General features: G+C 53.9%; 21 protein-coding genes. 12 read left to right on the forward strand and 9 right to left on the reverse strand.

The features are described from left to right. The first annotated feature begins 62 nt into the window (after positions 1-62). A complete protein-coding gene (locus LG323_RS06575; protein WP_404419945.1) occupies positions 63-443 on the forward strand; it encodes a response regulator in 381 nt (126 codons plus the stop codon). 5 nt (positions 444-448) lie between these two features. On the opposite strand, the gene LG323_RS06580 is transcribed toward LG323_RS06575, so the two are convergent. The 5 genes from LG323_RS06580 to nudE form a co-directional block, all read right to left on the reverse strand. Then, positions 449-1,396 carry a chemotaxis protein CheV gene (locus tag LG323_RS06580; RefSeq protein ID WP_310696677.1) on the reverse strand — a complete coding sequence of 316 codons (948 nt, stop codon included), beginning with the start codon at positions 1,394-1,396 and terminating at the stop codon, positions 449-451. A 103-nt stretch (positions 1,397-1,499) separates the two neighbouring features. Beyond that, positions 1,500-2,705, reverse strand: a complete 1,206-nt coding sequence (locus LG323_RS06585; protein ID WP_404419946.1) for an HD-GYP domain-containing protein — start codon at positions 2,703-2,705, stop codon at positions 1,500-1,502. Between the two features lie 134 nt (positions 2,706-2,839). Then, positions 2,840-3,043: a DUF2892 domain-containing protein gene (locus LG323_RS06590; RefSeq protein WP_310696679.1), complete on the reverse strand. Its 204-nt coding sequence runs from the start codon at positions 3,041-3,043 to the stop codon at positions 2,840-2,842. A gap of 83 nt (positions 3,044-3,126) precedes the next feature. After that, complete coding sequence (gene lon, locus LG323_RS06595) at positions 3,127-5,499, reverse strand: endopeptidase La (RefSeq protein WP_404419947.1); 2,373 nt, start codon at positions 5,497-5,499, stop codon at positions 3,127-3,129. 65 nt (positions 5,500-5,564) lie between these two features. Further along, on the reverse strand, positions 5,565-6,134 hold the full coding sequence (nudE, locus tag LG323_RS06600; protein ID WP_404419948.1) for an ADP compounds hydrolase NudE: 570 nt from the start codon (positions 6,132-6,134) through the stop codon (positions 5,565-5,567). A 124-nt stretch (positions 6,135-6,258) separates the two neighbouring features. On the opposite strand from nudE, the gene yrfG reads away from it, so the two are divergent. From yrfG to parE, 5 genes are all read left to right on the forward strand, one after another. Next, a complete protein-coding gene (gene yrfG, locus LG323_RS06605; RefSeq protein ID WP_404419949.1) occupies positions 6,259-6,933 on the forward strand; it encodes a GMP/IMP nucleotidase in 675 nt (224 codons plus the stop codon). Between the two features lie 2 nt (positions 6,934-6,935). After that, positions 6,936-7,346 (forward strand): RNA-binding S4 domain-containing protein, encoded by a 411-nt coding sequence (locus LG323_RS06610; RefSeq protein ID WP_404419950.1) that lies wholly within the window; start codon positions 6,936-6,938, stop codon positions 7,344-7,346. After that, positions 7,343-8,254: an Hsp33 family molecular chaperone HslO gene (hslO, locus tag LG323_RS06615; protein ID WP_404419951.1), complete on the forward strand. Its 912-nt coding sequence runs from the start codon at positions 7,343-7,345 to the stop codon at positions 8,252-8,254. Before LG323_RS06610 ends, hslO begins: the two co-directional genes overlap by 4 nt. A gap of 224 nt (positions 8,255-8,478) precedes the next feature. Beyond that, on the forward strand, positions 8,479-10,041 hold the full coding sequence (locus LG323_RS06620) for a phosphoenolpyruvate carboxykinase (RefSeq protein ID WP_404419952.1): 1,563 nt from the start codon (positions 8,479-8,481) through the stop codon (positions 10,039-10,041). A gap of 276 nt (positions 10,042-10,317) precedes the next feature. Further along, positions 10,318-12,219: a DNA topoisomerase IV subunit B gene (parE, locus tag LG323_RS06625; protein WP_310696686.1), complete on the forward strand. Its 1,902-nt coding sequence runs from the start codon at positions 10,318-10,320 to the stop codon at positions 12,217-12,219. On the opposite strand, the gene LG323_RS06630 is transcribed toward parE, so the two are convergent. After that, a complete protein-coding gene (locus LG323_RS06630) occupies positions 12,216-13,013 on the reverse strand; it encodes a nuclease-related domain-containing protein (protein ID WP_404419953.1) in 798 nt (265 codons plus the stop codon). The genes parE and LG323_RS06630 overlap by 4 nt on opposite strands. Before the next feature lie 199 nt (positions 13,014-13,212). On the opposite strand from LG323_RS06630, the gene parC reads away from it, so the two are divergent. Continuing rightward, complete coding sequence (gene parC, locus LG323_RS06635) at positions 13,213-15,480, forward strand: DNA topoisomerase IV subunit A (protein ID WP_404419954.1); 2,268 nt, start codon at positions 13,213-13,215, stop codon at positions 15,478-15,480. Positions 15,481-15,492: 12 nt separating this feature from the next. Here parC and LG323_RS06640 read toward each other — a convergent pair whose 3' ends face one another. Together LG323_RS06640 and LG323_RS06645 are read right to left on the reverse strand one after the other, a co-directional pair. After that, the gene (locus tag LG323_RS06640) at positions 15,493-15,690 is read right to left on the reverse strand and encodes a hypothetical protein (protein ID WP_404419955.1); all 198 of its coding nucleotides are present in this window, start codon (positions 15,688-15,690) and stop codon (positions 15,493-15,495) included. A 72-nt stretch (positions 15,691-15,762) separates the two neighbouring features. Further along, a complete protein-coding gene (locus tag LG323_RS06645; protein WP_310696690.1) occupies positions 15,763-15,957 on the reverse strand; it encodes a hypothetical protein in 195 nt (64 codons plus the stop codon). Positions 15,958-16,014: 57 nt separating this feature from the next. Here LG323_RS06645 and LG323_RS06650 point away from each other — a divergent pair, with 57 nt between their 5' ends. The 4 genes from LG323_RS06650 to trpC all read left to right on the forward strand — a co-directional run bounded on the left by LG323_RS06650 (position 16,015) and on the right by trpC (position 20,640). After that, positions 16,015-17,910: an ABC transporter ATP-binding protein gene (locus LG323_RS06650; protein WP_404419956.1), complete on the forward strand. Its 1,896-nt coding sequence runs from the start codon at positions 16,015-16,017 to the stop codon at positions 17,908-17,910. A gap of 51 nt (positions 17,911-17,961) precedes the next feature. Beyond that, positions 17,962-18,579 carry an anthranilate synthase component II gene (locus tag LG323_RS06655; RefSeq protein ID WP_404419957.1) on the forward strand — a complete coding sequence of 206 codons (618 nt, stop codon included), beginning with the start codon at positions 17,962-17,964 and terminating at the stop codon, positions 18,577-18,579. A 228-nt stretch (positions 18,580-18,807) separates the two neighbouring features. Then, entirely contained in the window at positions 18,808-19,827 is a 1,020-nt protein-coding gene (gene trpD / locus LG323_RS06660) for an anthranilate phosphoribosyltransferase (protein ID WP_404419958.1), read from the forward strand. Between the two features lie 12 nt (positions 19,828-19,839). Continuing rightward, entirely contained in the window at positions 19,840-20,640 is an 801-nt protein-coding gene (gene trpC, locus LG323_RS06665; RefSeq protein ID WP_404419959.1) for an indole-3-glycerol phosphate synthase TrpC, read from the forward strand. Between the two features lie 141 nt (positions 20,641-20,781). Here the strand turns inward: trpC and crp are convergent, their stop codons facing one another. After that, a complete protein-coding gene (gene crp, locus LG323_RS06670; RefSeq protein ID WP_404419960.1) occupies positions 20,782-21,435 on the reverse strand; it encodes a cAMP-activated global transcriptional regulator CRP in 654 nt (217 codons plus the stop codon). A 97-nt stretch (positions 21,436-21,532) separates the two neighbouring features. On the opposite strand from crp, the gene LG323_RS06675 reads away from it, so the two are divergent. Then, positions 21,533-21,952 (forward strand): OsmC family protein, encoded by a 420-nt coding sequence (locus LG323_RS06675; RefSeq protein WP_404419961.1) that lies wholly within the window; start codon positions 21,533-21,535, stop codon positions 21,950-21,952. Positions 21,953-21,966 lie beyond the last annotated feature (14 nt).

Genomic DNA, 21,966 nt, shown 5'->3' on the forward strand with positions numbered 1-21,966 from the left:
TTCAATTCAGTATAATCCCGGTGCTTCACCCTTCCAACCCTGCAGATCCTGATACCCGACCCATGAACAGCCCCAGCAACAAACGCGTGTTAATTGTTGATGACACTTCGGTCATGCGAAGTCTCTTGAAACAGATCATCAAATCCAAGGGGTTTGATGTCGTCGGTGAGGCGGGTGATGGCCATCAAGCCTTGAAGCTGTTTCGGGAACTCAAACCCAGGGTCGTTTGCCTGGACATTGAAATGCCGGAAATGAACGGTCTCGATGTGTTGGCCCGAATCAAGGAAGAAGCCCCCCAGACCGGGGTCGTCATGATCACCGGTGATTCCCAGGCCTCCAGCGTCAAAAAAGCCATCGCGGCCGGTGCCAATGGCTATATCGTCAAGCCCTTCAACGGCACACGGGTGATGGAAGCCATTCAGAAGGCCATGGAAGACGCGTAAAAAACTCAGGCAGCGCCGGGAGCCGTGCGTTTGCGAAAGTGATCCAGAACGGCAAGCGCCAGCTCATCGGCATCAAACTTGGCAATAAAGTTGTCGGCCCCCACCTTTTTCACCATGGATTCATTGAATACCCCGGACAGGGAGGTGTGCATCAGGATAAACAGCTCCTGCATGCGCGGGTCCTGTTTGACCTGGCGGGTCAGGGTGTAGCCATCCATTTCCGGCATTTCAATATCGGAAATCATCAGCAGGTATTCTTCCCAGGGCTTTTTGCCTTCATCGGCCATGGCCTGCAGGTGTTCCAGCGCCTGTTTGCCATCCTTGAGGAGCACCGCTTCCAGCTCCACCTTTTCCAGACAACGCTTGATCTGGTTGCGAGCCACCACGGAATCATCCACCACCAGCACCTTGCGGGGCACTTCCGAACTTTTCAGCTCACTGAAATCTTCCCCGATGCTGGCATTCATCTCTTCCGCTGCGGGTGTGACTTCAGAAATCACTTTTTCAACATCAATGATTTCCACCAGCCGCCCCTCGTAGCGGGTGACCGAGGTCAGATAATGGCGATGGCCGATTCCCTTGGGCGGAAGCAGAATGTCGCTCCATTCCATGTTGACGATGTTTTCAATTTTATCGACCAGAAAGCCCTGCATCTTGCGATTGTATTCACAAACGATCACCTGCTGCTTGCGGGGATCACTGACCTTGCCGGATTGTATGGCACTGAGCATATCCAGAATCGGCAGGGAGCCATCCATGGTGTTGGCCACCCCGGCCACATGTGGGTGGTGATAGGGAAGCTGAGTCAGGGGTGGGCAGGGAATGATTTTTTTGACTTTAAAAACATTAATCCCGTAAAGCTGGCCATTTTGCAGCCGGAACAGCAACAGCTCCAGACGGTTTTCCCCCGCCATTTGCGTGCGTTGATTAACATTATGGAGCAGTTTACTCATCGGGCGGGTCTCCCAGGGCCATCGCTTTGGGGTTTATTGAAACCCGAACACTGGTGAGGCGCAATACATATTTACATATTGCAACGTTTGTAAGAGTCGCTGCTCAGATCAGCCCCCGCATAAAAGGATCAACCGAGGAGAGATCCGTCCGGCTTTCTACCCGCAACGCATCTATACCCCAAAGAGTGGCCGGGTTGATCTTGATTTTTTCATTGGTGTCACAGACATGCTTGACTGCAACATCACTCTGGCGCAGATCCCTTTTCAAGGGTGAAGGGTACATATAGCCATCCGACCGGCGAATACTGGCAACTCTGGGGCATTTGGGATTGTCAGTACGACCGACCACAACCGCCAGATCACCATTACTCAGGCGCACATAAACACCCGGTGGATAGAGCCCCAGCTCCATAATGAAAATCTGGGTCAACTTACTGTCAAAAGCCTTGCCCCTTTGCTCGAACAGATCCTTGAGGGAATCCTTGAGTTTGATCGGTCCACGATAACCTCTGGGGGTCACCATCGCCGAGTAGACATCACCCAGTGCCAGGATTCGTGCTTCGTGACGGATGTCCTCACTTTTCAGTCCATGCGGGTAACCGCTGCCATCCAGCTTTTCATGATGCTGACTGACCAGCTCCAGCCAGAGGTGATCATCAACACCGGCCTGATGCAGCATTTCAGCACTGATCAGGGGGTGACGGTTAATCAGGTCTTTCTGGGCGGGCAGAAGTGGCCCTTTTTGTTGATCCAGGCGTTTCTGGTAGGGATTCATTGCCAGATTGCAGGTCAAGGCAGCGCAGAGCACACTGACACGAACCTCTTGGCTGACTTGCAGGCGCGCCAGAATCAGCTCGGTGAGCACCGCAATCTGCATGGGATGCTGGATGGGATATTCAAATTCTTCCGTCAGGTGCACCGCCCCCATCAAGGCATCGGCATCGTAGTTAACCAATCCCTGAATCTGCACCACCAGAGTCTGAAAACGTTTTTTGATCAGATGGGGAGCAAACTTTTGTTTCGACTCCAGGCGTTTGAAGGTTGCCTCCAGTTGCACGCACAGATCATCGAATTCGGCAAAAGGGTTGACCTTACCTTTGAAGCGAATCGGCTGGGGCGTTTTTGCTGCAATCTCCCTGGCAAAATAGCCCACCTGTTCGAGTAGCTTTTTAAAATCTTCCGAATCAATTCGGGTACCCTGGGGTAACAAAACACCGCCCTTATTATCGCAAATATCCCAGGGTGCAGGCTGATCCAGACTCAGGTCACCGCAAGTGATCTTCAGCAGCTCGAAATCTTTTGTTAACATTTTGTATCCCAAGATTACATTCAGGGCTGAACATAAGCTTCAGGGATGATATATGTCAAGAGAGGCTGCGATTTATACACCATAAAAAACCCGCCGGAGTGGCGGGTTTTTTATGGGACTGAAGAGTTTGAGGACTACTTGAACGCAGAACCCGGTTGTACGCCCATTTTTTTGAAGATCATTACCGCTGGACAGAAGCCGGTGAAGCTGGCTTGAATCATGTTGGCGGCAATGAAAACCGTAAACCAGACAAAGCCCGGATGAACAAAATGGGTCAGCAGCAAGCTGATGAGTACCATAATGCCTGCAAACAACAGTAGGGCGCGATCGACATTCATGTGTTTCTCCTGCTCAAGGTGGAACAACCTAATTAAGAACTATCTTAATTAGTATACCTTGTCAGAAGACGTTTGCAAATGGCCTAGCCGGCATTCAAGGCCACTTTGGCCACTTCTTTGAAATGCTTGGCAAAGTGCACCTCCAGACCTTCCTGAAGGTAGTCCGGCAGCTCATCATAATCGCGCCGGTTGGCTTCAGGAAGAATCAGGGTGAAAATTCCCGAACGCCTGGCCGCTATCACCTTTTCTCGGATACCACCTACCGGCAGTACCTGTCCAGTCAAACTGAGCTCCCCGGTCATCGCCAGTTTTCCGGGTTTTTTGTTGAGTGCCAGGGACAAGAGAGCCGTGGCCATGGTCACCCCAGCCGAAGGGCCGTCTTTGGGGGTGGCCCCTTCCGGCACATGCAGGTGAATAAAGGCATCATTGTAAAACTTGGGGTTGGCTCCGAAGTTTTTCAGGTGCCCCATTACATAGCTGTAGGCGATATTGGCTGACTCCTTCATCACATCACCCAGATGCCCGGTCATCTTGAACCCCCGGGTCAGGGCATGCACCTGACTGGCTTCAATCGACAGGGTGGCACCCCCCATGGCCGTCCAGGCCAGGCCGGTCACCACACCCACACCTTTCATTAACTGCTCGGTACGGAAAGGTGGTGCACTCAGGTAGTCTTCAAGGTTTTTCACCCCAACCCGCACCGAAGTGGTTTGCTCATCTTCCAGCAGCTCCACGGCAGCCTTGCGCAGAATCCGGTGCAGCATTTTTTCCAGCTTGCGCACCCCGGCTTCACGGGCATAGCCTTCAATGATCTGTTTCATGGCTGCATCGGTAATGCTGAGTTGCTTTTTCTTCAAGCCTGCCCTGCGCAAAAGGCGTGGCCAGAGGTGGTGCTTGGCAATCGCCAGTTTTTCTTCGGTGATGTAACCCGAGAGACGAATGGTTTCCATGCGATCCAGCAGAGGGCCAGGAATGCTGTCCAACTGATTGGCCGTGCACAAAAACAGCACCTTGGACAAATCCACCCGGACATCCAGGTAGTGGTCCAGAAAGTTGATGTTCTGTTCCGGGTCCAGCACTTCCAGCAGAGCAGAGGCAGGATCACCCTGAAAGCTGGTTCCCAGTTTGTCGATTTCATCCAGCAGGATCACCGGATTTTCGGTTTCGGTTTCCTTGAGTGCCTGAATCAGCTTGCCGGGCAATGCACCGATGTAGGTGCGACGATGCCCCTTGATTTCCGCCTCATCCCGCATGCCACCCACGGAAAAACGATAAAACTTGCGATCCAGGGCTTCGGCAATGGAGCGACCAATCGAGGTTTTGCCCACACCTGGAGGCCCGACCAGAAGAATGATGGAACCACCAACGTCACCCTTGAAGCGACCTTCAGCCAGGAACTCCACAATCCGATCTTTGACATCACCCAGACCATCATGGTCTCTATCCAAAACCTTGCGGGCATGGCCCAGATCCAGATTGTCATCGGAACGGATGCCCCAGGGCAGGCAGGTAATCCAGTCCAGATAGTTGCGGGTGACGGCATATTCCGGTGACCCGGATTCCAGAACGGAAAATTTCTGCAGTTCTTCTTCAAAACGTTTCTGCGCGGCTTCAGGCAGGATTTTACCTTCCAGGCGTTCCCGGAACTCATCCATTTCGGCGGTTTTGTCATCCTTGCTGATGCCCAGTTCGCGCTGGATTACTTTCAGCTGTTCACGCAGGAAGAATTCGCGCTGGCGCTCCTGGATTTTCTGATTGACCTCTTCGCTGATTTCCCCCTGCAGGCGTGCCACTTCCACTTCCTTGCGCAATAAAGGCAATACCTTCTGCATACGTGGCAAGAGTGGCAGGGTTTCCAGCACCTTCTGTAATTCGCGTCCCTTGGCGGAGGTGATGGCTGCGGCAAAGTCGGCCAGAGGACCGGGCTCATTGGGGCTGAAACGGTTCAGATAATGCCTCAGCTCTTCACCATAAAGAGGGTTGAGCGGCAGTAGCTCCTTGATGCCATTGATCAGTGACAGGGCATAGGCACGCGCCTCATCACTGCTGTCTTCCTCTTCCTTGGGGTAGGTGACTTCCACCAGATAAGGCGGTTTGCGGGAAACCCAGCGCTGGATTTTAAAGCGCTTCAAACCCTGGGCAATAAACTGAATACGGTTGTCTTCGGTTTCCACACGATGGGTTCTGACTGCCGTGCCCGTGCGTGGCAGCTCGTCCAGATTGAGTTTTTCCGGGGCGGTTTCCCCGACATAAACCACCCCCACCACCTGGTGCGGAGTATCACCCACTCGTTCCAGAGTGGATTCCCAGCGTTTACGTGGAATGACCAAAGGCTGGATCTGGGCGGGAAAAAATGGACGGTTATGAATGGGCAGCAGATAGATGCGTTCCGGCAAATATTCATCGGAAACCACCAATTCACCGGCGTGGACTTGAGAATCCTGTTCTTCGGTCATGCACTGGCCTCTTCTGGCAACAAGTTAACGTATGCTTCACTTGATGCGGCTGACCAGGCCTGATTTCAAGTCTCCAGTGAATAACCCGAGTCTTCCTGCTTCATCCTTTCCAGGGCAATAAACAGGGCTGCGATGGAGCGCCCTTCATGAAAGTCATCACGACTCAGCAGATCGCAGACTTTATTCAGGGGATGAAAATGAACCTCCAGGGGTTCCGGCTCATCACCTTCCAGCTTGCAGGGGTAAAGATCCCGGGCCAGCACTACCTGCATCTTGTGGCCCATGTAGTTGGGGGCCAGCGAAAGCTGGGTCAGAGGTTCCAGGTGGCGGGCACCATAGCCGGTTTCTTCCATCAACTCGCGATTGGCCGCCACCATCAGGTTTTCACCCACTTCCACCAGCCCCTTGGGCAGAGTGAGAACGTAATCGTGCATCCCCCCGGCATACTCACGAATCAGGATAACCTCCCCATCCTCATTGAGCGCCACGATCATGACCGCTCCCAGACCCTGACTGACCAGGCGTTCATAAATACGTTTTTCACCATTGGCAAATTGCAGGCTCAGCTCTTCCACTTTGAAAAGACGGCTTTGCGCCACGATTTTACGCTGCAGGATACTGGGCCGAACGGGCATGAGAGAGCCTCTCCTAAGTTGATGTGAGTCAAAATACTTTATGGGTTCTGGTTGAAGCCAACTTCCGATACAATTCAGTCTAGACTGATTATCAACCCTATCCCACCGACCCACAAGGCCAAGCATGATCAATTGGAGCCGTATTGACACTGTTTTACTGGATATGGACGGCACCCTTCTGGATTTGCATTTTGACAGCCACTTCTGGCTGGAGCACCTGCCGCGCCGCTATGCCGAGCTGCACAAGCTGGATCATGAGCAGGTCAAAGCCGAGCTGATCCCCCTGATTCTGGCTGAAAAAGGCCAGCTCAACTGGTACAGCCTGGATTACTGGACGGAGCGTCTGGGTGTGGATATTGTGGCTCTGAAACATGAAATCCAGCATTTGATTGGCTTTCGCGCTGATGCCGTGGATTTTCTGACCTGGCTGAAAACAGCCCATCCACGTGTGATTCTGGCCACCAATGCGGATCGCAAAAGCCTGGAGTTGAAGCTTAAATTGACCGGGCTGGAAGACTATCTGGATGCGGTGGTCAGCTCTGCGGATGTCGGCATTCCCAAGGAAGAGCAGGGCTACTGGGAAGCTTTGATGAAAATTGAACCCTTTGATCCAGCCCGTACCCTGTTCATCGATGACAATGAAGATGTACTGGAATCGGCCCGGCGCTTTGGCATCACCGAGCTGATCACCATCACCCAGCCCGACAGCCAGACTCCCATTCGTCAGATGACAGAATTCCCGGCGGTCACCCGCTTTGCGGAATTGCAGCCGGTCAACCCACCCAAAACGGCCAGTTGACCATGGGCAAGACCACCACTGACACAGCTGTGGGTGTGCGCCTGGACAAGTGGCTCTGGGCCGCCCGGTTTTTCAAAACCCGCAGTCTGGCCAAAACCGCTGTGGAAAATGGCAAGGTTGAATATGATGGTCAGCGCCCCAAGGTTAGCCGCCTGGTTGAAGTGGGCGCACTTTTGAAAATCACCCAGGGCTGGGACATCAAGGAAGTGGAGGTTCTGGATATTTCCGCTCAGCGCGGCCCCGCCAGCCAGGCCCAACAGCTTTACCGGGAAACCCAGGCCAGCCAGGAAAAAAGAGCGGCAGAGGCTGAAAAACGCCGTCTGGCCGGAGCGGCGACCCTGGCTCCCCAGCAGCGCCCCGATAAAAAATCCCGTAGACAATTACACCGTTTCAAACGGCAGGACACCGAATGACTGCAACTCAAGACACCCTGGAAACCGATCAGGTTCAACGCTTTTTATTTGATCACACCGCCGTGCGTGGCGAACTGGTTCACCTGCAACAAAGCTATGCTGAAGTTCTGGATCGCCATGACTACCCACCGGCTGTGGAAGAACAGCTGGGCCAACTGCTGGCCGCTGCAGCCCTCTTGACGGCCACCGTCAAACTGGACGGCACCCTCAGCCTGGAAGTACGCAGCCAGGGGGAAGTCACCCTGATGATGGCCGAATGCAACACCGGTGCCCAGGGTGGCGACCAACTGCGTGGCATCGCCCGTTTCAGCCGTGAGCCTCAGGGCAGCAACCTGCAGGAGCTCACCCAGGGCGGCCAACTGGTGATCACCCTCGACCCGACCCAGGGCAAGCGCTACCAGGGCATCGTTTCCCTGGACAAGGAAAACCTCGCGCTTTGCCTGGAAGGCTATTTTGCCAATTCCGAGCAACTGCCCACCCGCATCTGGCTGGAAGCCGCCAACCGCAAAGCCGCCGGGCTTTTGCTGCAGCAACTGCCGGATGATGCCAGCAACACTGACCCGGATGCCTGGAATCGTCTCACGCAGCTGGCAGCCACAGTTCAACAGCAGGAGCTGCTGGATCTGGAACCCCTGACCCTGCTGCATCGTCTTTACCATGAAGAAACCCTGCGGGTGTTTCCGCCCCACAATCTCAAGTTTGGCTGCACCTGCTCCCGTGAGCGCACTTCGGAAGCGGTCGCCAGCCTGGGTGAAACTGAATTGCTGGCCATCATCGAAGAGCAGGGCAAGATCGAAACCCAGTGCCATTTCTGCAATACGGTTTATACTTTCCATAAACAGGATCTGCCCGAGCTATTGGGAAAACCCGGTGCCAATCAGCTTCCAGAGGGCCACAAACTCCACTGAGAAGCTTTTTTGTAGTCACAACTGACTACTTTCTGTACAAAACAGGAATAATTATTATTTATAGCACCCAAGCCTATGAATAATAAAGATTTTTTCTGTGTAATGGGCCTACACTGCGTTTTGGTCATTTTTTGACTGAGCGCAAGTCTTCGCCCTTTCGGGTTTTTTTGCCATAATAGCGCCCTCTTTTCGGGCGACTAAGATATAAAGGCCACCCCTGACCAATGAACAACCTTAACGAGAGCGCTGTGAAAACTTATACCAACCTAAGCAATGCCCAACTGATCGAACTAGCCATTCAACGCGGCGAAGGCCAACTTGCAAACAACGGAGCCTTGGTAGTTAACACAGGTCAACGTACCGGGCGCTCTCCTCTGGATCGTTTCATTGTTGATGAGCCTTCCACCTCGGCAGAAATTGAATGGGGTGCCATCAACCGCCCTTTCAGTGCCGACAAGTTCACGGCCCTCTGGGAGCGGGTTGATGCCTATCTTCAGGAAAAAGAACATTTTGTCTCCGAGCTGCACGTGGGTTCCGATCCACAGCATTACCTGCCGGTGCGTGTCACCACAGAGACGGCCTGGCACAATCTTTTTGGTCGCACCCTGTTTATCCGCCCGGACAGCTTTAATGCCAGCAGCAAGGAAGAGTGGACCATTCTCAATGCCCCCCACTTTGAATGCGACCCTTCCCGTGACGGCACCAACTCCGATGGCTGTGTGATCCTGAACTTTGCCGAGCGCAAGGTGCTGATTGCCGGTATGCGCTACGCCGGGGAAATGAAAAAAGCCATGTTCTCGGTGCAGAACTTCCTGCTGCCGGATGCCGATGTGCTGCCCATGCACTGCTCCGCCAATGTCGGCGAAGATGGTGAAACCACCCTCTTCTTTGGCCTGTCAGGCACCGGCAAAACCACCCTGTCCGCCGATCCTTCGCGCTACCTGATTGGTGACGACGAACACGGCTGGGGTGTGGGCACTGTCTTTAACATCGAAGGCGGCTGCTACGCCAAGTGTATTGACCTCTCACAGAAGAATGAACCCATCATCTGGGATGCCATTCGTTTTGGTTCGGTTCTGGAAAACGTGGTTCTGGATGATCGCCGCGAGCCGGATTATGCCGATGACAGCCTGACCCAGAACTCCCGTGCGGCTTATCCGCTGGAGCATGTGGAAAAGCGTGTGCTGGAAAACCGTGCCGGTGAACCCAATGCCATCATCTTCCTGACCTGTGACATGAGCGGTGTCCTGCCCCCGGTTTCCATTCTGACCAAGGAAGCGGCGGCTTATCACTTCCTCTCCGGGTACACAGCCAAAGTCGGCTCGACAGAAATGGGTTCCACTTCCGGTCTGGAAGCCACCTTCTCCACCTGTTTCGGTGCACCTTTCTTCCCACGCCCTGCACGTGAGTATGCCGATCTGCTGATCAAACGGATCGAAGCTTTTGGCTCCAGAGTTTACCTGGTCAACACCGGCTGGACCGGTGGGGCCTACGGCCAGGGCGGCAACCGTTTCAGCATCCCCACCACCCGCGCCATCGTGAATGCCGTACAAAATGGTGCCCTGGCGGATGCCGAAACCGAAACCCTGGCGACTCTGAACCTGCAGATCCCCACGCATGTACCGGGTGTGGACTCCAGCCTCCTGAACCCACGGGAAACCTGGGAAGATCAGGATGCCTATGACCGTCAGGCCCAGGAACTGGCTTCCAGCTTTATCGAGAATTTCCGCAAATTCTCCGGTGTGGATGAAGCCATTATTGCCGCAGGTCCCAAACTGGGCGGCTGATCTCATCCGGTGCTTTTCTGAGCCTGTAATCCTTCCGGGGGTTGCAGGCTTTTTAATGTCCAGCTCGACACCCGCCCCTGCTTGCAGGCAAACTAGGAAGCCTCTGATCAACGTGATGAGCGCAGGTTAGGCAAGGCGAAATTGAACGAAAAAGCGGAGTTTACAAATAGTAAATGAGCATTTTGAGGCCAATTTCAACACAGCATAAGCAAGCGTAATAGTTAATCAGAGGTTTCCTCCTGCGCTTTCCAGTGGTAGTAATCAGGAACAAGTCAAATGAGTCAATATAACGCCAGTGCTATTGAAGTCCTTACCGGCCTTGACCCGGTGCGCAAGCGCCCCGGCATGTACACAGACACTTCCCGCCCCAACCATCTGGCCCAGGAAGTCATCGACAACAGTGTTGATGAAGCCCTTGCCGGGCATGCCAGCGAAATCACCGTCACCCTCTACAAGGACAACAGTCTGAGTGTGCAGGATAACGGCCGCGGGATGCCGATTGATCCCCATCCTGAATACGGGGTTTCCGGGGTGGAACTCATCCTCACGCGCCTGCATGCCGGGGGCAAGTTCTCCAATAAAAACTATGAGTTTTCCGGGGGCCTGCACGGGGTAGGGGTTTCCGTGGTCAATGCCCTGTCCAGCAAACTGGAAGTGACCGTCTGGCGTGATGGTCAGGTGCAGCGCATTGGTTTTGCCGAGGGTGAAAAAGCTTCCGAACTGGAAGTCATTGGCAGCTGTGGCAAGAAAAACACCGGCACCTGCCTGCGTTACTGGATCAATGAAAGCTATTTTGACAGCCCCCGTTATGCCCTGGGCCGCCTGCGTCATCTGCTGAGGGCCAAGGCTGTCCTCTGCCCCGGCCTGAAAATCACCTTCATCAATGAACAGGAAACCGACCCGGACAGCGGCGAAATCCTGGTTGATGAATGGCTCTTCAATGAAGGCCTGAAAGATTACCTGACCCAGACCTGTCAAGGCTGGGAAACCCTGCCTGCCAGTCCCTTCTCGGGGGAGTTCAAGGCTCAGCATGAAGCCATGGACTGGGCGCTGGTCTGGCTGCCCGAAGGCGGCGAGCTGGTTCAGGAAAGCTACGTCAACCTGATCCCCACCACCCAGGGTGGCACTCACGTCAATGGTTTGCGCTCCGGCCTGCTGGAAGCTCTGCGGGAATTCTGTGAATATCGCAACCTGCTGCCACGTGGGGTGCGGCTGGCCCCGGAAGACCTCTGGCAGGATTGTGCGTTCGTGCTTTCCCTGAAAATGCAGGACCCCCAGTTTGCGGGACAAACCAAGGAGCGCCTGTCATCACGCCAGAGTGCCACCTTTGTCAGTGGCGTCATCAAGGATGCTTTCTCCCTGTGGCTGAACCAGCACACCCTGGATGCCGAACGTATTGCCGAGCTGGTACTCAGCCGAGCCAACCGCCGTTTGAAAGCCGCCAAAAAGGTGGTGCGTAAAAAAATAACCCAGGGTCCGGCCCTGCCCGGCAAACTGGCTGACTGCACGGGTACGGATATTGCCCGCAGTGAACTCTTTCTGGTGGAAGGGGATTCAGCCGGTGGTTCTGCCAAACAGGCCAGAGACCGGATTTTCCAGGCGATCATGCCGCTGCGCGGTAAAATCCTCAATACCTGGGAAGTGGATTCCTCACAGATTCTTGCCTCCCAGGAGGTTCACGACATTGCTGTGGCCCTGGGCATTGACCCAGGCTCGGAAGACCTCAAGGGTCTGCGCTACAACAAAATTTGTATCCTGGCCGATGCCGACTCCGATGGTCTGCACATCGCCACCCTGCTGTGCGCACTTTTCCAGCGTCACTTCCCGGCTCTGGTGAAACAAGGCCATGTTTTTGTGGCCATGCCTCCTCTGTACCGGATTGATTGCGGCAAGGAGGTTTTTTATGCCTTGGATGAAAGCGAGAAGGAAGCCGTACTGGATCGCCTGAGTGGCCGCAAAGCCAAAATCAACACCCAACGCTTCAAGGGTCTGGGGGAAATGAACCCTCAGCAGCTAAGAGAAACCACCATGGCACCGGAAACCCGCCGCCTGGTGCAGTTGACCCGCGAGGAAGGCGATCAGGCCAACGAACTGCTGGACATGCTGCTGGCCAAAAAACGCTCCCCGGATCGTAAAAGCTGGCTGGAGTCCAAGGGTAATCTGGCGGATATCACCTAGCCTTCCTGCTCTTCGCGCCTGGCCTTGCCGGGCTTGATGTTCTTGCCCTTGATGATTTTAACCGGGCGTGTGGACTGGGCCTTGACGATACCGCGTTTGCCTTCGGGGGCCTTTTCACTCTTGGTGGTTGTTGTGGTTTCACTGCTGTCCGGGTAGCTGCTGCGATCGATTTCCTTGCCCATCAGAAAATCGGCTATGGCGTACATATCCGAACGGGAAATCTTGAAGGTATCCAGGCCACCATACATCTGAAATTCACGCTTTTTATAAGCGCTGAAAGTACGGTTGATGCTTTGCGTCAGGGCTTCAGAAAAGATAATGCTGGAATTATTGATCCCGGTGCCCACAATGGCACTCTTGGGAGCCTGAATAAACAGCACATCAATCGGCATGTTTTCAAAGGTTTTCTGGCTGCCCTTGCTGCGGGTCAGGAGTTCATCAATACGCTCGGTCAGCATCTGGCGAATATTGCGACTGACGTACTTGAACATTTCCACCGGATTTTGCATGGCCACTTCCCGACCCCGGATGCTGCGGCTCCATTCACCACGGTAGTTGATTTCAATCTTGCCATGAATGGCGCGGCTGTTAATCAACGTCATGCCGTAGCTGTGCAATACAATGTGATCGACATTAACCGTGCGTCCCTCATCATAGGGCACACGAATATCATTCAGGACAACAACATCCTCATTGGTCTTGAAGGCATTACGCAGTCGGGTCGCTGCATCAGCACAGGTTTCTTCGGATTTGGGATCAGCATCCGGGCGGTGTACATAGTCTTTCAAAATCATTTCACTTCTCCCTGGCCTGTTCAACGATCCAGATATGAGCACTGTCAGTGGTCGCTTGCTACAGGGATTATAGCGACTGCCTGCGGGTGGGCATAGCACTCACTACACAAGTAAACAAACTTGCCGGGTGATTGATGAGGATTTATCCAGTAAGCTATGCAACCTATCGAGATTTCCGACCAGTGAAGGGCCGTCGTTGATGAGCAGTTATAACGAATTTGTAGATGACAACTTTGAGCGCCAAAGCCTGAGCCAGTACACCGAAAAAGCTTACCTGGATTATTCCATGTACGTGATTCTGGATCGTGCCCTGCCGCACATTGGGGATGGCATGAAACCCGTGCAGCGCCGCATCATTTATGCCATGAGCGAACTGGGCCTTTCTGCTACGGCCAAATACAAAAAATCAGCGCGCACGGTGGGTGATGTTCTGGGTAAGTTTCACCCCCACGGGGATTCCGCCTGCTATGAAGCCATGGTGTTGATGGCCCAGAACTTCAGCTATCGCTACCCACTGGTTGATGGTCAGGGTAACTGGGGCAGCCCGGATGACCCCAAATCCTTTGCCGCCATGCGTTATACCGAATCACGCCTGGCGCGTTTTTCCGAACTGCTGCTCAAGGAACTCGGGCAGGGCACCGTCGATTGGGTGCCCAACTTTGATGGCACCATGCTGGAACCGGAAGTACTCCCGGCGCGCCTGCCGCATCTGCTTTTGAACGGTGGCACCGGCATTGCCGTGGGCATGGCAACAGACATTCCACCCCATAATGCCAGGGAAATCACCCAGGCCACCATTCATCTGCTGCACCACCCGGAAGCCAGCGTTCGTGATTTGATGCAGTTCGTCAAAGGGCCGGACTTTCCCACCGGAGCCCAGATCATCACCCCGGCGGAGGAGTTGGAGAAAATCTACACCACCGGCAAGGGGTCGGTGAAAAGTCGCGCCACCTGGACGCTGGAAGACGGTGAAATTGTCATTCAGGCGCTGCCTTACCAGGTGTCTCCCAGCAAGCTTCTGGAACAGATTGCCGCCCAGATGCAGGCCAAAAAACTGCCTTTGCTGGCGGATCTGCGCGATGAATCCGACCATGAAAACGCCGTGCGCCTGGTTCTGGTGCCCCGTTCCAACCGGGTGGACACCGATGCCCTCATGGCCCACCTGTTTGCCACCACGGATCTGGAAAAAAACCAGCGGGCCAACTTCAATGTCATCGGTCTGGACGGTCGCCCTCAAGTCAAACCCCTGAACACTCTGCTCAGTGAGTGGCTGACCTTCCGGCGCAGCACTGTGATTCGCCGCCTGGAAAATCGCCTGAAAAAAGTCGAAGATCGCCTTCACCTGCTGGCTGGCTTGTTGATTGCCTATTTGAATATTGACGAAGTTATTCGCATTATTCGTGAGGAAGAGGAACCCAGAAAGGAACTGATGCAGGCCTTTGGCCTCTCTGAACGTCAGGCCGATGCCATTCTGGATCTGAAACTGCGCAACCTGGCACGCCTGGAAGAAGAAAAAATTCGAGGTGAGGAAAGTGAGCTGGAAAAAGAGCGCAAAAAACTCGCCACCCTGCTGGGCAGTGAAAGCAAGCTGCGCAAGCTGATTACCGATGAATTGCAGGCCGATGCTGAAAGCTATGGTGATGAGCGGCGCTCAGCCCTGGTGGAAGCCAAACAGGAAGCACGTGCCTTTTCCGAAACCGAACTGGTCGGCGCTGACCCGGTCACGGTGGTTCTGTCCAAAAAAGGCTGGATAAGGGCTGCCAAGGGCCATGACCTGAATCCCGCCAGCCTGAATTACAAAAGTGGCGACAGTTTCTTCCTGGCGGCCGCTGGAAAAACCAACCAGTCCGTCATTCTGTTGGATGACACCGGGCGCAGTTATAGCCTGCCAACCCATACTCTGCCTTCGGCCCGTGGCCAGGGCGAACCTCTGACCAGCCGCCTCAACCCACCGGCGGGTGCTGAATTCCGTGGCCTCCTGATCGGCCAGGAAGACCAGCGCGCCCTGGTGGCTTCGGATGCCGGTTATGGCTTTATCACCACTTTGGGCGATATGGCCAGTAAGAACAAAGCTGGCAAGGGATTATTGAATCCGCCCAAGGGCACGGAAGTCATGCCCCCGCAGCTGTTACCCGGAACCGCTGAAGGTGAACCACTGCTACTGGCTGTGCTTTCCAATGAAGGACGCCTGCTGGTTTACCCCATCAGTGAACTGCCGCAGCTCAGCAAGGGTAAGGGCAACAAGATGATCGATATACCGGCACGTCGTGCAGCCAGCCGGGAAGAAAGAGTGGTTGCTCTGGCCATTCTGCCAGAACAATGCAGCCTGAAAGTGCTCGCTGGTCAGCGTAAACTGACCCTAAAACCGGCTGATTTGGAGCATTATTTTGGAGAAAGGGGCAAGCGAGGCAGCAAACTGCCCAGAGGTTTCCAGAAGGTGGATCGCCTGGAAGTGGAAAACAGCTAAACCCGGCGCAATTCAGACCGTGAGGTTGACGTTATGACCGCTGCGGCCTTCTGGCAAAGGCACTGCTTCCATCAGTTGCATAACCGCATTTGCTTGCTGGTCGAGAGTTTCCTTAACCAAACCTGCCTGCGCTTCCAAACGTGTAGACACCTTCTCTTGCTCAGCTACACGTAAGGCTATCAGCTCAGGACTAACGCCGGAAATATCCATTGTTTAAAACTCCGCTGTAGTTGGGATGAGAAGGGAAGCCTAGCCTCCCTTCCCACTTTTAGCAAGAAGCCATCAGGCTTTAAGGTCCAGATTTTGGCCCTTGCCACCTTCCGGCTGGGACACAGAATTGACCAACTCAGTCACAGCCTGTGCAGGCTGTTCCTGAGAATCTTTCAGCAGACTGATCTGAGCCTCAGTTTTATTCTGTGACTCATTCTGCTTCATGGCTGCTTGCGCCATGACGGATCCAGCACCTGAAATATCCATAACTTCTCCTTAATAATTAAGGTGAGTTTTAAAGACAACTTTTACAGCTTGGCAGTGATGACTGCAAACTGCAAGCTCAATAAAACACTGATCAACCGGGAAACACAAGTGTCGCCACCTAACCACGGTAACCCTGTACCACCCAAAGAAATTCACCGCTTTCTGGGTGTTTTCCGTTACACCCGCCGTGCCATGAACCTGGTCTGGCAGACGTCACGCCGCCTGACATTTGGCCTTGTGCTGCTGACCCTGATCAGCGGTATTCTGCCTGCAGTGGCCGCCTGGCTGGGCAAGTTGATCGTTGATGCCGTGGTGGCTGCCATGGAGGTCTACCAAAGCACGGGGGAAATGGACTACCAGCCTTTGCTGACCTACGTTCTGCTGGAAGCTTTGGTGTTGATCGGCATCAGTGCGGCACAAAGAGCAACCGCCGCTCATCAGGCCCTACTGCGGGCTTTGTTGGGACAAAAGGTCAATGTCATGATTCTGGAGAAAGCCCAGACGCTGTCCCTGGCCCAGTTTGAAGACTCGGAATTCTATGACAAGCTGACCCGCGCCCGTCGCGAAGCCTCGACCCGCCCCCTGGCCCTGGTCAACAAAACCTTCAGCCTGCTGCAAAATGCCATTTCCCTGCTGAGCTTTGCTTTTCTGCTGATCCAGTTTTCACCCTGGGCACTCCTTTTGCTTTTTGTGGGTGCCCTGCCTGTGTTCATTGCCGAGGCAAAATTCTCCGGAGATGCCTTTCAGATTTTCCGGCGCCGCTCACCGGAAACCCGCGCCCAGATGTACCTGGAAACCGTGCTGGCCCGTGAAGACACCATCAAGGAGGTCAAGCTCTTTCAGCTGGGCCCTTTATTGTTGGGACGCTATAAAGCCATCTTTGACACCCTGTTCAAGGAAGACCGCAAACTGATTCTGCGCCGGGAAACCTGGGGTTTTCTGCTGGGCCTGCTGGGTACCCTGACTTTTTACGCCGCCTATGCCTGGGTGGTTGTGGATACGGTACTGGGCAAGATCACCCTGGGTGACATGACCATGTATCTGCTGGTCTTCAAACAGGGGCAAACCGCCGTGAGTGCCTGCCTGACCGCCATCAGTGGCATGTATGAAGACAACCTTTATCTTTCCAACCTCTATGAATACCTGGAGCAACCCGTTCCGGATGAAACCGGGCAGGTGACTCAGGGCAACCAACCGGGGGATGGCCTGCGCTTTGAAATGATCAGCTTCACCTACCCAGGTTCGCAAAAACACGCTATTCAGGATTTCAGCCTGCATTTACAACCCGGTGAAAGCCTGGCCCTGGTGGGTGAAAACGGTTCCGGAAAAACCACTTTGATCAAGCTGCTTACCCGACTTTACGATCCTGACCGCGGGCGCATTCTTCTGGATGGCACCGATCTGAAAGACTGGAATCCACTCACCCTGCGCCAGCGTATCGGGGTTATTTTCCAGGATTTTGTGCGCTATCAGTTTCTGGTCGGGGAAAACATCGGCATGGGTGATGTTGAAGCCTTCAGCAACGAAGAGCGCTGGAAACAGGCTGCCGAATCCGGCATGGCCGATGATTTCATTCAACAAATGCAACACGGCTACCACACGCAACTGGGGCGCTGGTTCAAGGGAGGGCAGGAACTTTCCGGCGGTCAGTGGCAGAAGATTGCCCTGTCCCGAGCCTTTATGCGGGATCAGGCCGATATTCTGGTGCTTGACGAACCCACCGCCGCCATGGATGCCGAGGCTGAAGCCCAGATGTTTGAGTATTTTCGAAAGCATACACGCAACAAAATGGCCATCCTCATCTCGCACCGTTTTTCCACGGTGCGCATGGCCGATAAAATTGTGTTCATTCAGGGTGGACAGGTGCTGGAAGCAGGCAACCACCAACAACTGATGGCCCAACAAGGGCGCTATGCCGAACTCTTCAACCTCCAGGCCAGTGGTTATCGTTAACCTCATCCCGGGGCTTTTATGGCAAAATAGCTGAAAATTGCGTCACGTAAAATGTTAGGATTATCCTTTTCTACGCAAAAGACCGACACCATGCTGCTGATGATCGACAATTTCGACAGCTTTACCTTCAATGTTGTGCAGTACCTGGCTGAACTGGGTGCCGAGGTAAGAGTTGAACGCAACAATGCCATCACCCTGGAACAGATTGAAGCTCTGAACCCCAGCCATCTGGTGATTTCCCCCGGCCCCTGCACTCCCAATGAAGCGGGCATTTCCCTGCAGGCCATCGAACACTTTGCCGGCAAACTGCCCATTCTGGGTGTCTGTCTTGGTCACCAGGCCATCGGTCAGGTTTTTGGTGCCCAGGTGGTGCGTGCGCCCCAGGTCATGCATGGCAAAACTTCCTGGGTCGAACATCAGCATCAGGGAGTCTTCCAGGGGCTGGACAACCCGCTTTCGGTGACCCGCTATCATTCGCTGGTGGTTGATGAAGCCAGCCTGCCAGACTGTCTGGAAATCACCGCACGGGTGGTTCAGGATGACCCCACACCGGGGTTGATCATGGGTCTGAAACACAAGACCCTGCCGATTGAAGGCGTTCAGTTTCACCCTGAATCCATCCTCTCGCAGCAGGGGCACGAGCTATTGAAAAACTTCCTGAACACCTAAATAGGCCTAACCTGACAAAGGTCACGAGCAGGTTGTTTGCGTTTAAAGAATTTTCTTGAGCAATAAGAACTAAACGAGGTCACTTTTACCCGGCAGTTGGCTTTTCAGATGGCACTTCTATCCATGAACTGACATCTGCACTCGTCTTTCCCTGACTCGCTGGCGCCAACCGCCGGGTCGTGACCTGACCAGTCCTCAGGACTTGCCCACAAAAATAGAGGTTACCGCATGGATATGAAAGCCGCCCTGGACAGGGTGACTCGCCACGAAAATCTGAGCCGCGATGAAATGCGCGATGTCATGCAGCTAATCATGACCGGTGAGGCCACCCAGGCCCAGATGGGTGGTTTTCTGGTAGCTCTGCGTATGAAAGGCGAGAGCGTTGATGAAATCACGGCTGCCGCTGAAGTCATGCGCAGCCTGGCCACTCCCGTGACTGTCAACTCCGAGCAGTTGGTGGATATTGTTGGCACCGGAGGCGATGGTGCCAATCTGTTCAATGTTTCCACCTGCACCAGTTTTGTGGTTGCTGCAGCCGGTGGGCAGGTCGCCAAACACGGTAACCGTTCGGTTTCTTCATCCAGTGGCAGTGCCGATGTACTGGAAGCCGCCGGTGTGAACCTGAATATCACTCCGATTGAAGTCGCTCGCTGCGTGGAAGAGCTGGGAGTCGGCTTCATGTTTGCTCCAGCCCACCACAGCGCCATGAAACATGCGGTTGGCCCACGCAAGGAAATGGGCGTGCGCACTCTTTTCAATATTCTCGGCCCCCTGACCAATCCGGCCAGCGCCCAGTACCAACTGCTGGGTGTCTACACTCCAGAGCTGGTCAGACCGCTTGCGGAAGTGCTTGATCAACTCAAGCTGAAACATGCCCTGGTGGTGAGTGCTGAAGATGGCCTGGATGAGGTTTCCATTGCCGCTGTGACTCATGTCGCTGAATGTCGGGATGGCCAGCTTCTGGAATACACCATTCAACCCGAAGATTTTGGCCTGGAAAGACACTCGCTGGACAGCCTCAAGGTGGAAACAGCCCAGGAGTCTCTGCAACTGATTCGTCAGGTGCTGGGCAATGAACAGGGCCCGGCTTTGAATATGGTACTGCTGAATGCCGGTGCCGCGCTCTATGCCGCGGATATTGCCGATTCCATCATTGAAGGTGTGGCTCTGGCCCAGGATGCCATAGCTTCCGGACAGGCTGCCGAAAAGCTCAAGGCGCTGGTCAACTTCACCCAGGCCATGAAATAACCAGGTTGCCTTATGAATACTGAAACCCCCACCATTCTTAAAAAAATTGTCGCTCGCAAGCACGAAGAAGTGGCTGAGCGTCAGCAACAAGTCAGCCTGCAGGATCTGCAGAAAAAAGCCGACAAGGCAGATTTACCCCGTGGTTTTACCGATGCCCTCTTCAGCAAAAGGGCGCAAGGGCTGTCTGCTGTGATTGCAGAAATCAAAAAAGCCTCTCCCAGCAAGGGCGTATTACGGAATGATTTTATTCCCGCCGAAATTGCCCAGCGTTATGAAACAGCCGGGGCAGCCTGCCTTTCTGTCCTGACCGACCGGGACTTTTTCCAGGGGCATGAAGACTATCTGCAGGAAGCCAGAGCGGCCTGCCATCTCCCAGTGATTCGCAAGGATTTCATCGTTGACCCCTACCAGGTTTACGAAGCCAGAGCCATCCATGCCGACTGCATCCTCCTGATAGCAGCCTGCCTGAGCGATGAGCAGATGAGTGACCTGAACCTGCTGGCTCATGAGCTGGGTATGGATGTTCTGATTGAAGTCCACAATCGCGAAGAGTTAAACCGGGCTCTGAAATTGTCCAACCGCATCATCGGTATCAACAACCGGGATCTGCACAGCTTTGAAGTCAGTCTCAACCACACCTGGGATCTTTTACCCGATATTCCCGAAGACAGGCTGGTGGTGACGGAAAGCGGCATTCTCACCCGCAAGGATGTGGCCGCCATGCAGGAACATCAGGTTAATGCTTTTCTGGTGGGTGAAGCCTTCATGCGGGCGGAAGATCCTGGGCAGGCACTGGAACAGCTTTTCAATTAACTATTACGCTTGCTGATACTGCGTTAAAATTGTTCTCAAAATGCTCATTTACTCGCACGTAAACTCCGCTTTTTCGATCAATTTTGCCTTGCCTCACCTGCGCTCATGACGTTAATTGGTGTTGCCTTCGACTTTTTTTAATTAACCATAGACAGGTCTCAAACTGGGGTCACGGATGACCAGGGTCTTGCCATCGGCATCCACCAGTCCGCGTTCCTCCAGGTCTTTTAACACCCGGCCAGCCATTTCCCGTGAGCAGCCAACCAGTTGCGCAATCTCCTGACGGGTGATCTTGACCTGCATTCCCTCAGGGTGAGTCATGGCATCCGGCTGCTTGGCCAGTTCCAGCAGAACCCGGGCAATACGACCAGTGACGTCCAGAAAAGCCAAGTCACCGACTTTTTCGGTGGTTGCTCTCAAGCGCACGGCCAATTGATTGCCCAGCAAAAACCACAAACACTGATGTTCCTGGGCCAACTGGGCAAAGCGTTGGTAACTCATCTCAGCGACTTCACAGTCGGCTCGGGCTCTGACCCAGGCACTGCGGCGGCTGATTTCATCAAACAGGCCCAACTCACCAAAAAAGTCGCCCTGATTCAGATAGGAAACGATCATTTCCCGCCCCTGCTCATCTTCAATATAGACAGCCACACTGCCCTTGAGCAGATAGTAAACAGAGTGGGCATCCTCACCGGCATGGATCACCAGAGAACGCTTGGCATAGCGGCGGGTATGAGCCTGCTGCAAATAGATTTCCAAAGCCTTTGCTTGTTCTTCGGTTTGAAGCTCGGTCATGAAATACTCCTGAATTTAGCCTGAACCAGAATCACATTAGAACACCAAGAATGTTAATATAAAAGTTACTTCTATAAGTCAGTAATGGGTTGAAACGATGCAAGCAAAAGTAAAATGGACGGATGGCGTGCAATTTGTCGCCGAATCCGGCAGTGGCCACTCCATCGTGGTGGATGGCCCGCCCGAAAAAGGGGGCCGCAACACTGGCGCTCGTCCCATGGAGCTTTTATTGATGGGGCTGGGTGCCTGCAGCAGCTTTGATGTGGTTAATATTCTGCAAAAAGCACGCCAGAAAATCAGTGATTGCCATGTGGAAGTGGACGCAGAAAGGGTGGATGAAGTGCCTGCTGTCTTCAGTAAAATCCACCTGCACTTTGTGGTCACCGGCAGGGAACTGAAAGAAAAGCAGGTTGAAAAAGCGGTCGGCCTGTCTGCGGACAAATACTGCTCGGCCTCCATCATGCTGGGTAAAGCCGGTGTCGAGATCACTCACAGCTTTGCAATCGTGGAAGACTAAGCAGGCTGTTTTAT

Origin of the sequence: Marinospirillum sp. (assembly GCF_044810985.1) — a bacterium.
In the GTDB taxonomy this organism is placed as follows: Bacteria; Pseudomonadota; Gammaproteobacteria; order Pseudomonadales; family Halomonadaceae; genus Marinospirillum.

Coding starts and splice junctions, on each gene's coding strand:
- LG323_RS06575 (WP_404419945.1), top strand. CDS start 63: ATGAACAGCCCCAGCAACAAACGCGTGTTAATTGTTGATGACACTTCG.
- LG323_RS06580 (WP_310696677.1), bottom strand. CDS start 1,396: ATGAGTAAACTGCTCCATAATGTTAATCAACGCACGCAAATGGCGGGG.
- LG323_RS06585 (WP_404419946.1), bottom strand. CDS start 2,705: ATGTTAACAAAAGATTTCGAGCTGCTGAAGATCACTTGCGGTGACCTG.
- LG323_RS06590 (WP_310696679.1), bottom strand. CDS start 3,043: ATGAATGTCGATCGCGCCCTACTGTTGTTTGCAGGCATTATGGTACTC.
- lon (WP_404419947.1), bottom strand. CDS start 5,499: ATGACCGAAGAACAGGATTCTCAAGTCCACGCCGGTGAATTGGTGGTT.
- nudE (WP_404419948.1), bottom strand. CDS start 6,134: ATGCCCGTTCGGCCCAGTATCCTGCAGCGTAAAATCGTGGCGCAAAGC.
- yrfG (WP_404419949.1), top strand. CDS start 6,259: ATGATCAATTGGAGCCGTATTGACACTGTTTTACTGGATATGGACGGC.
- LG323_RS06610 (WP_404419950.1), top strand. CDS start 6,936: ATGGGCAAGACCACCACTGACACAGCTGTGGGTGTGCGCCTGGACAAG.
- hslO (WP_404419951.1), top strand. CDS start 7,343: ATGACTGCAACTCAAGACACCCTGGAAACCGATCAGGTTCAACGCTTT.
- LG323_RS06620 (WP_404419952.1), top strand. CDS start 8,479: ATGAACAACCTTAACGAGAGCGCTGTGAAAACTTATACCAACCTAAGC.
- parE (WP_310696686.1), top strand. CDS start 10,318: ATGAGTCAATATAACGCCAGTGCTATTGAAGTCCTTACCGGCCTTGAC.
- LG323_RS06630 (WP_404419953.1), bottom strand. CDS start 13,013: ATGATTTTGAAAGACTATGTACACCGCCCGGATGCTGATCCCAAATCC.
- parC (WP_404419954.1), top strand. CDS start 13,213: ATGAGCAGTTATAACGAATTTGTAGATGACAACTTTGAGCGCCAAAGC.
- LG323_RS06640 (WP_404419955.1), bottom strand. CDS start 15,690: ATGGATATTTCCGGCGTTAGTCCTGAGCTGATAGCCTTACGTGTAGCT.
- LG323_RS06645 (WP_310696690.1), bottom strand. CDS start 15,957: ATGGATATTTCAGGTGCTGGATCCGTCATGGCGCAAGCAGCCATGAAG.
- LG323_RS06650 (WP_404419956.1), top strand. CDS start 16,015: ATGACTGCAAACTGCAAGCTCAATAAAACACTGATCAACCGGGAAACA.
- LG323_RS06655 (WP_404419957.1), top strand. CDS start 17,962: ATGTTAGGATTATCCTTTTCTACGCAAAAGACCGACACCATGCTGCTG.
- trpD (WP_404419958.1), top strand. CDS start 18,808: ATGGATATGAAAGCCGCCCTGGACAGGGTGACTCGCCACGAAAATCTG.
- trpC (WP_404419959.1), top strand. CDS start 19,840: ATGAATACTGAAACCCCCACCATTCTTAAAAAAATTGTCGCTCGCAAG.
- crp (WP_404419960.1), bottom strand. CDS start 21,435: ATGACCGAGCTTCAAACCGAAGAACAAGCAAAGGCTTTGGAAATCTAT.
- LG323_RS06675 (WP_404419961.1), top strand. CDS start 21,533: ATGCAAGCAAAAGTAAAATGGACGGATGGCGTGCAATTTGTCGCCGAA.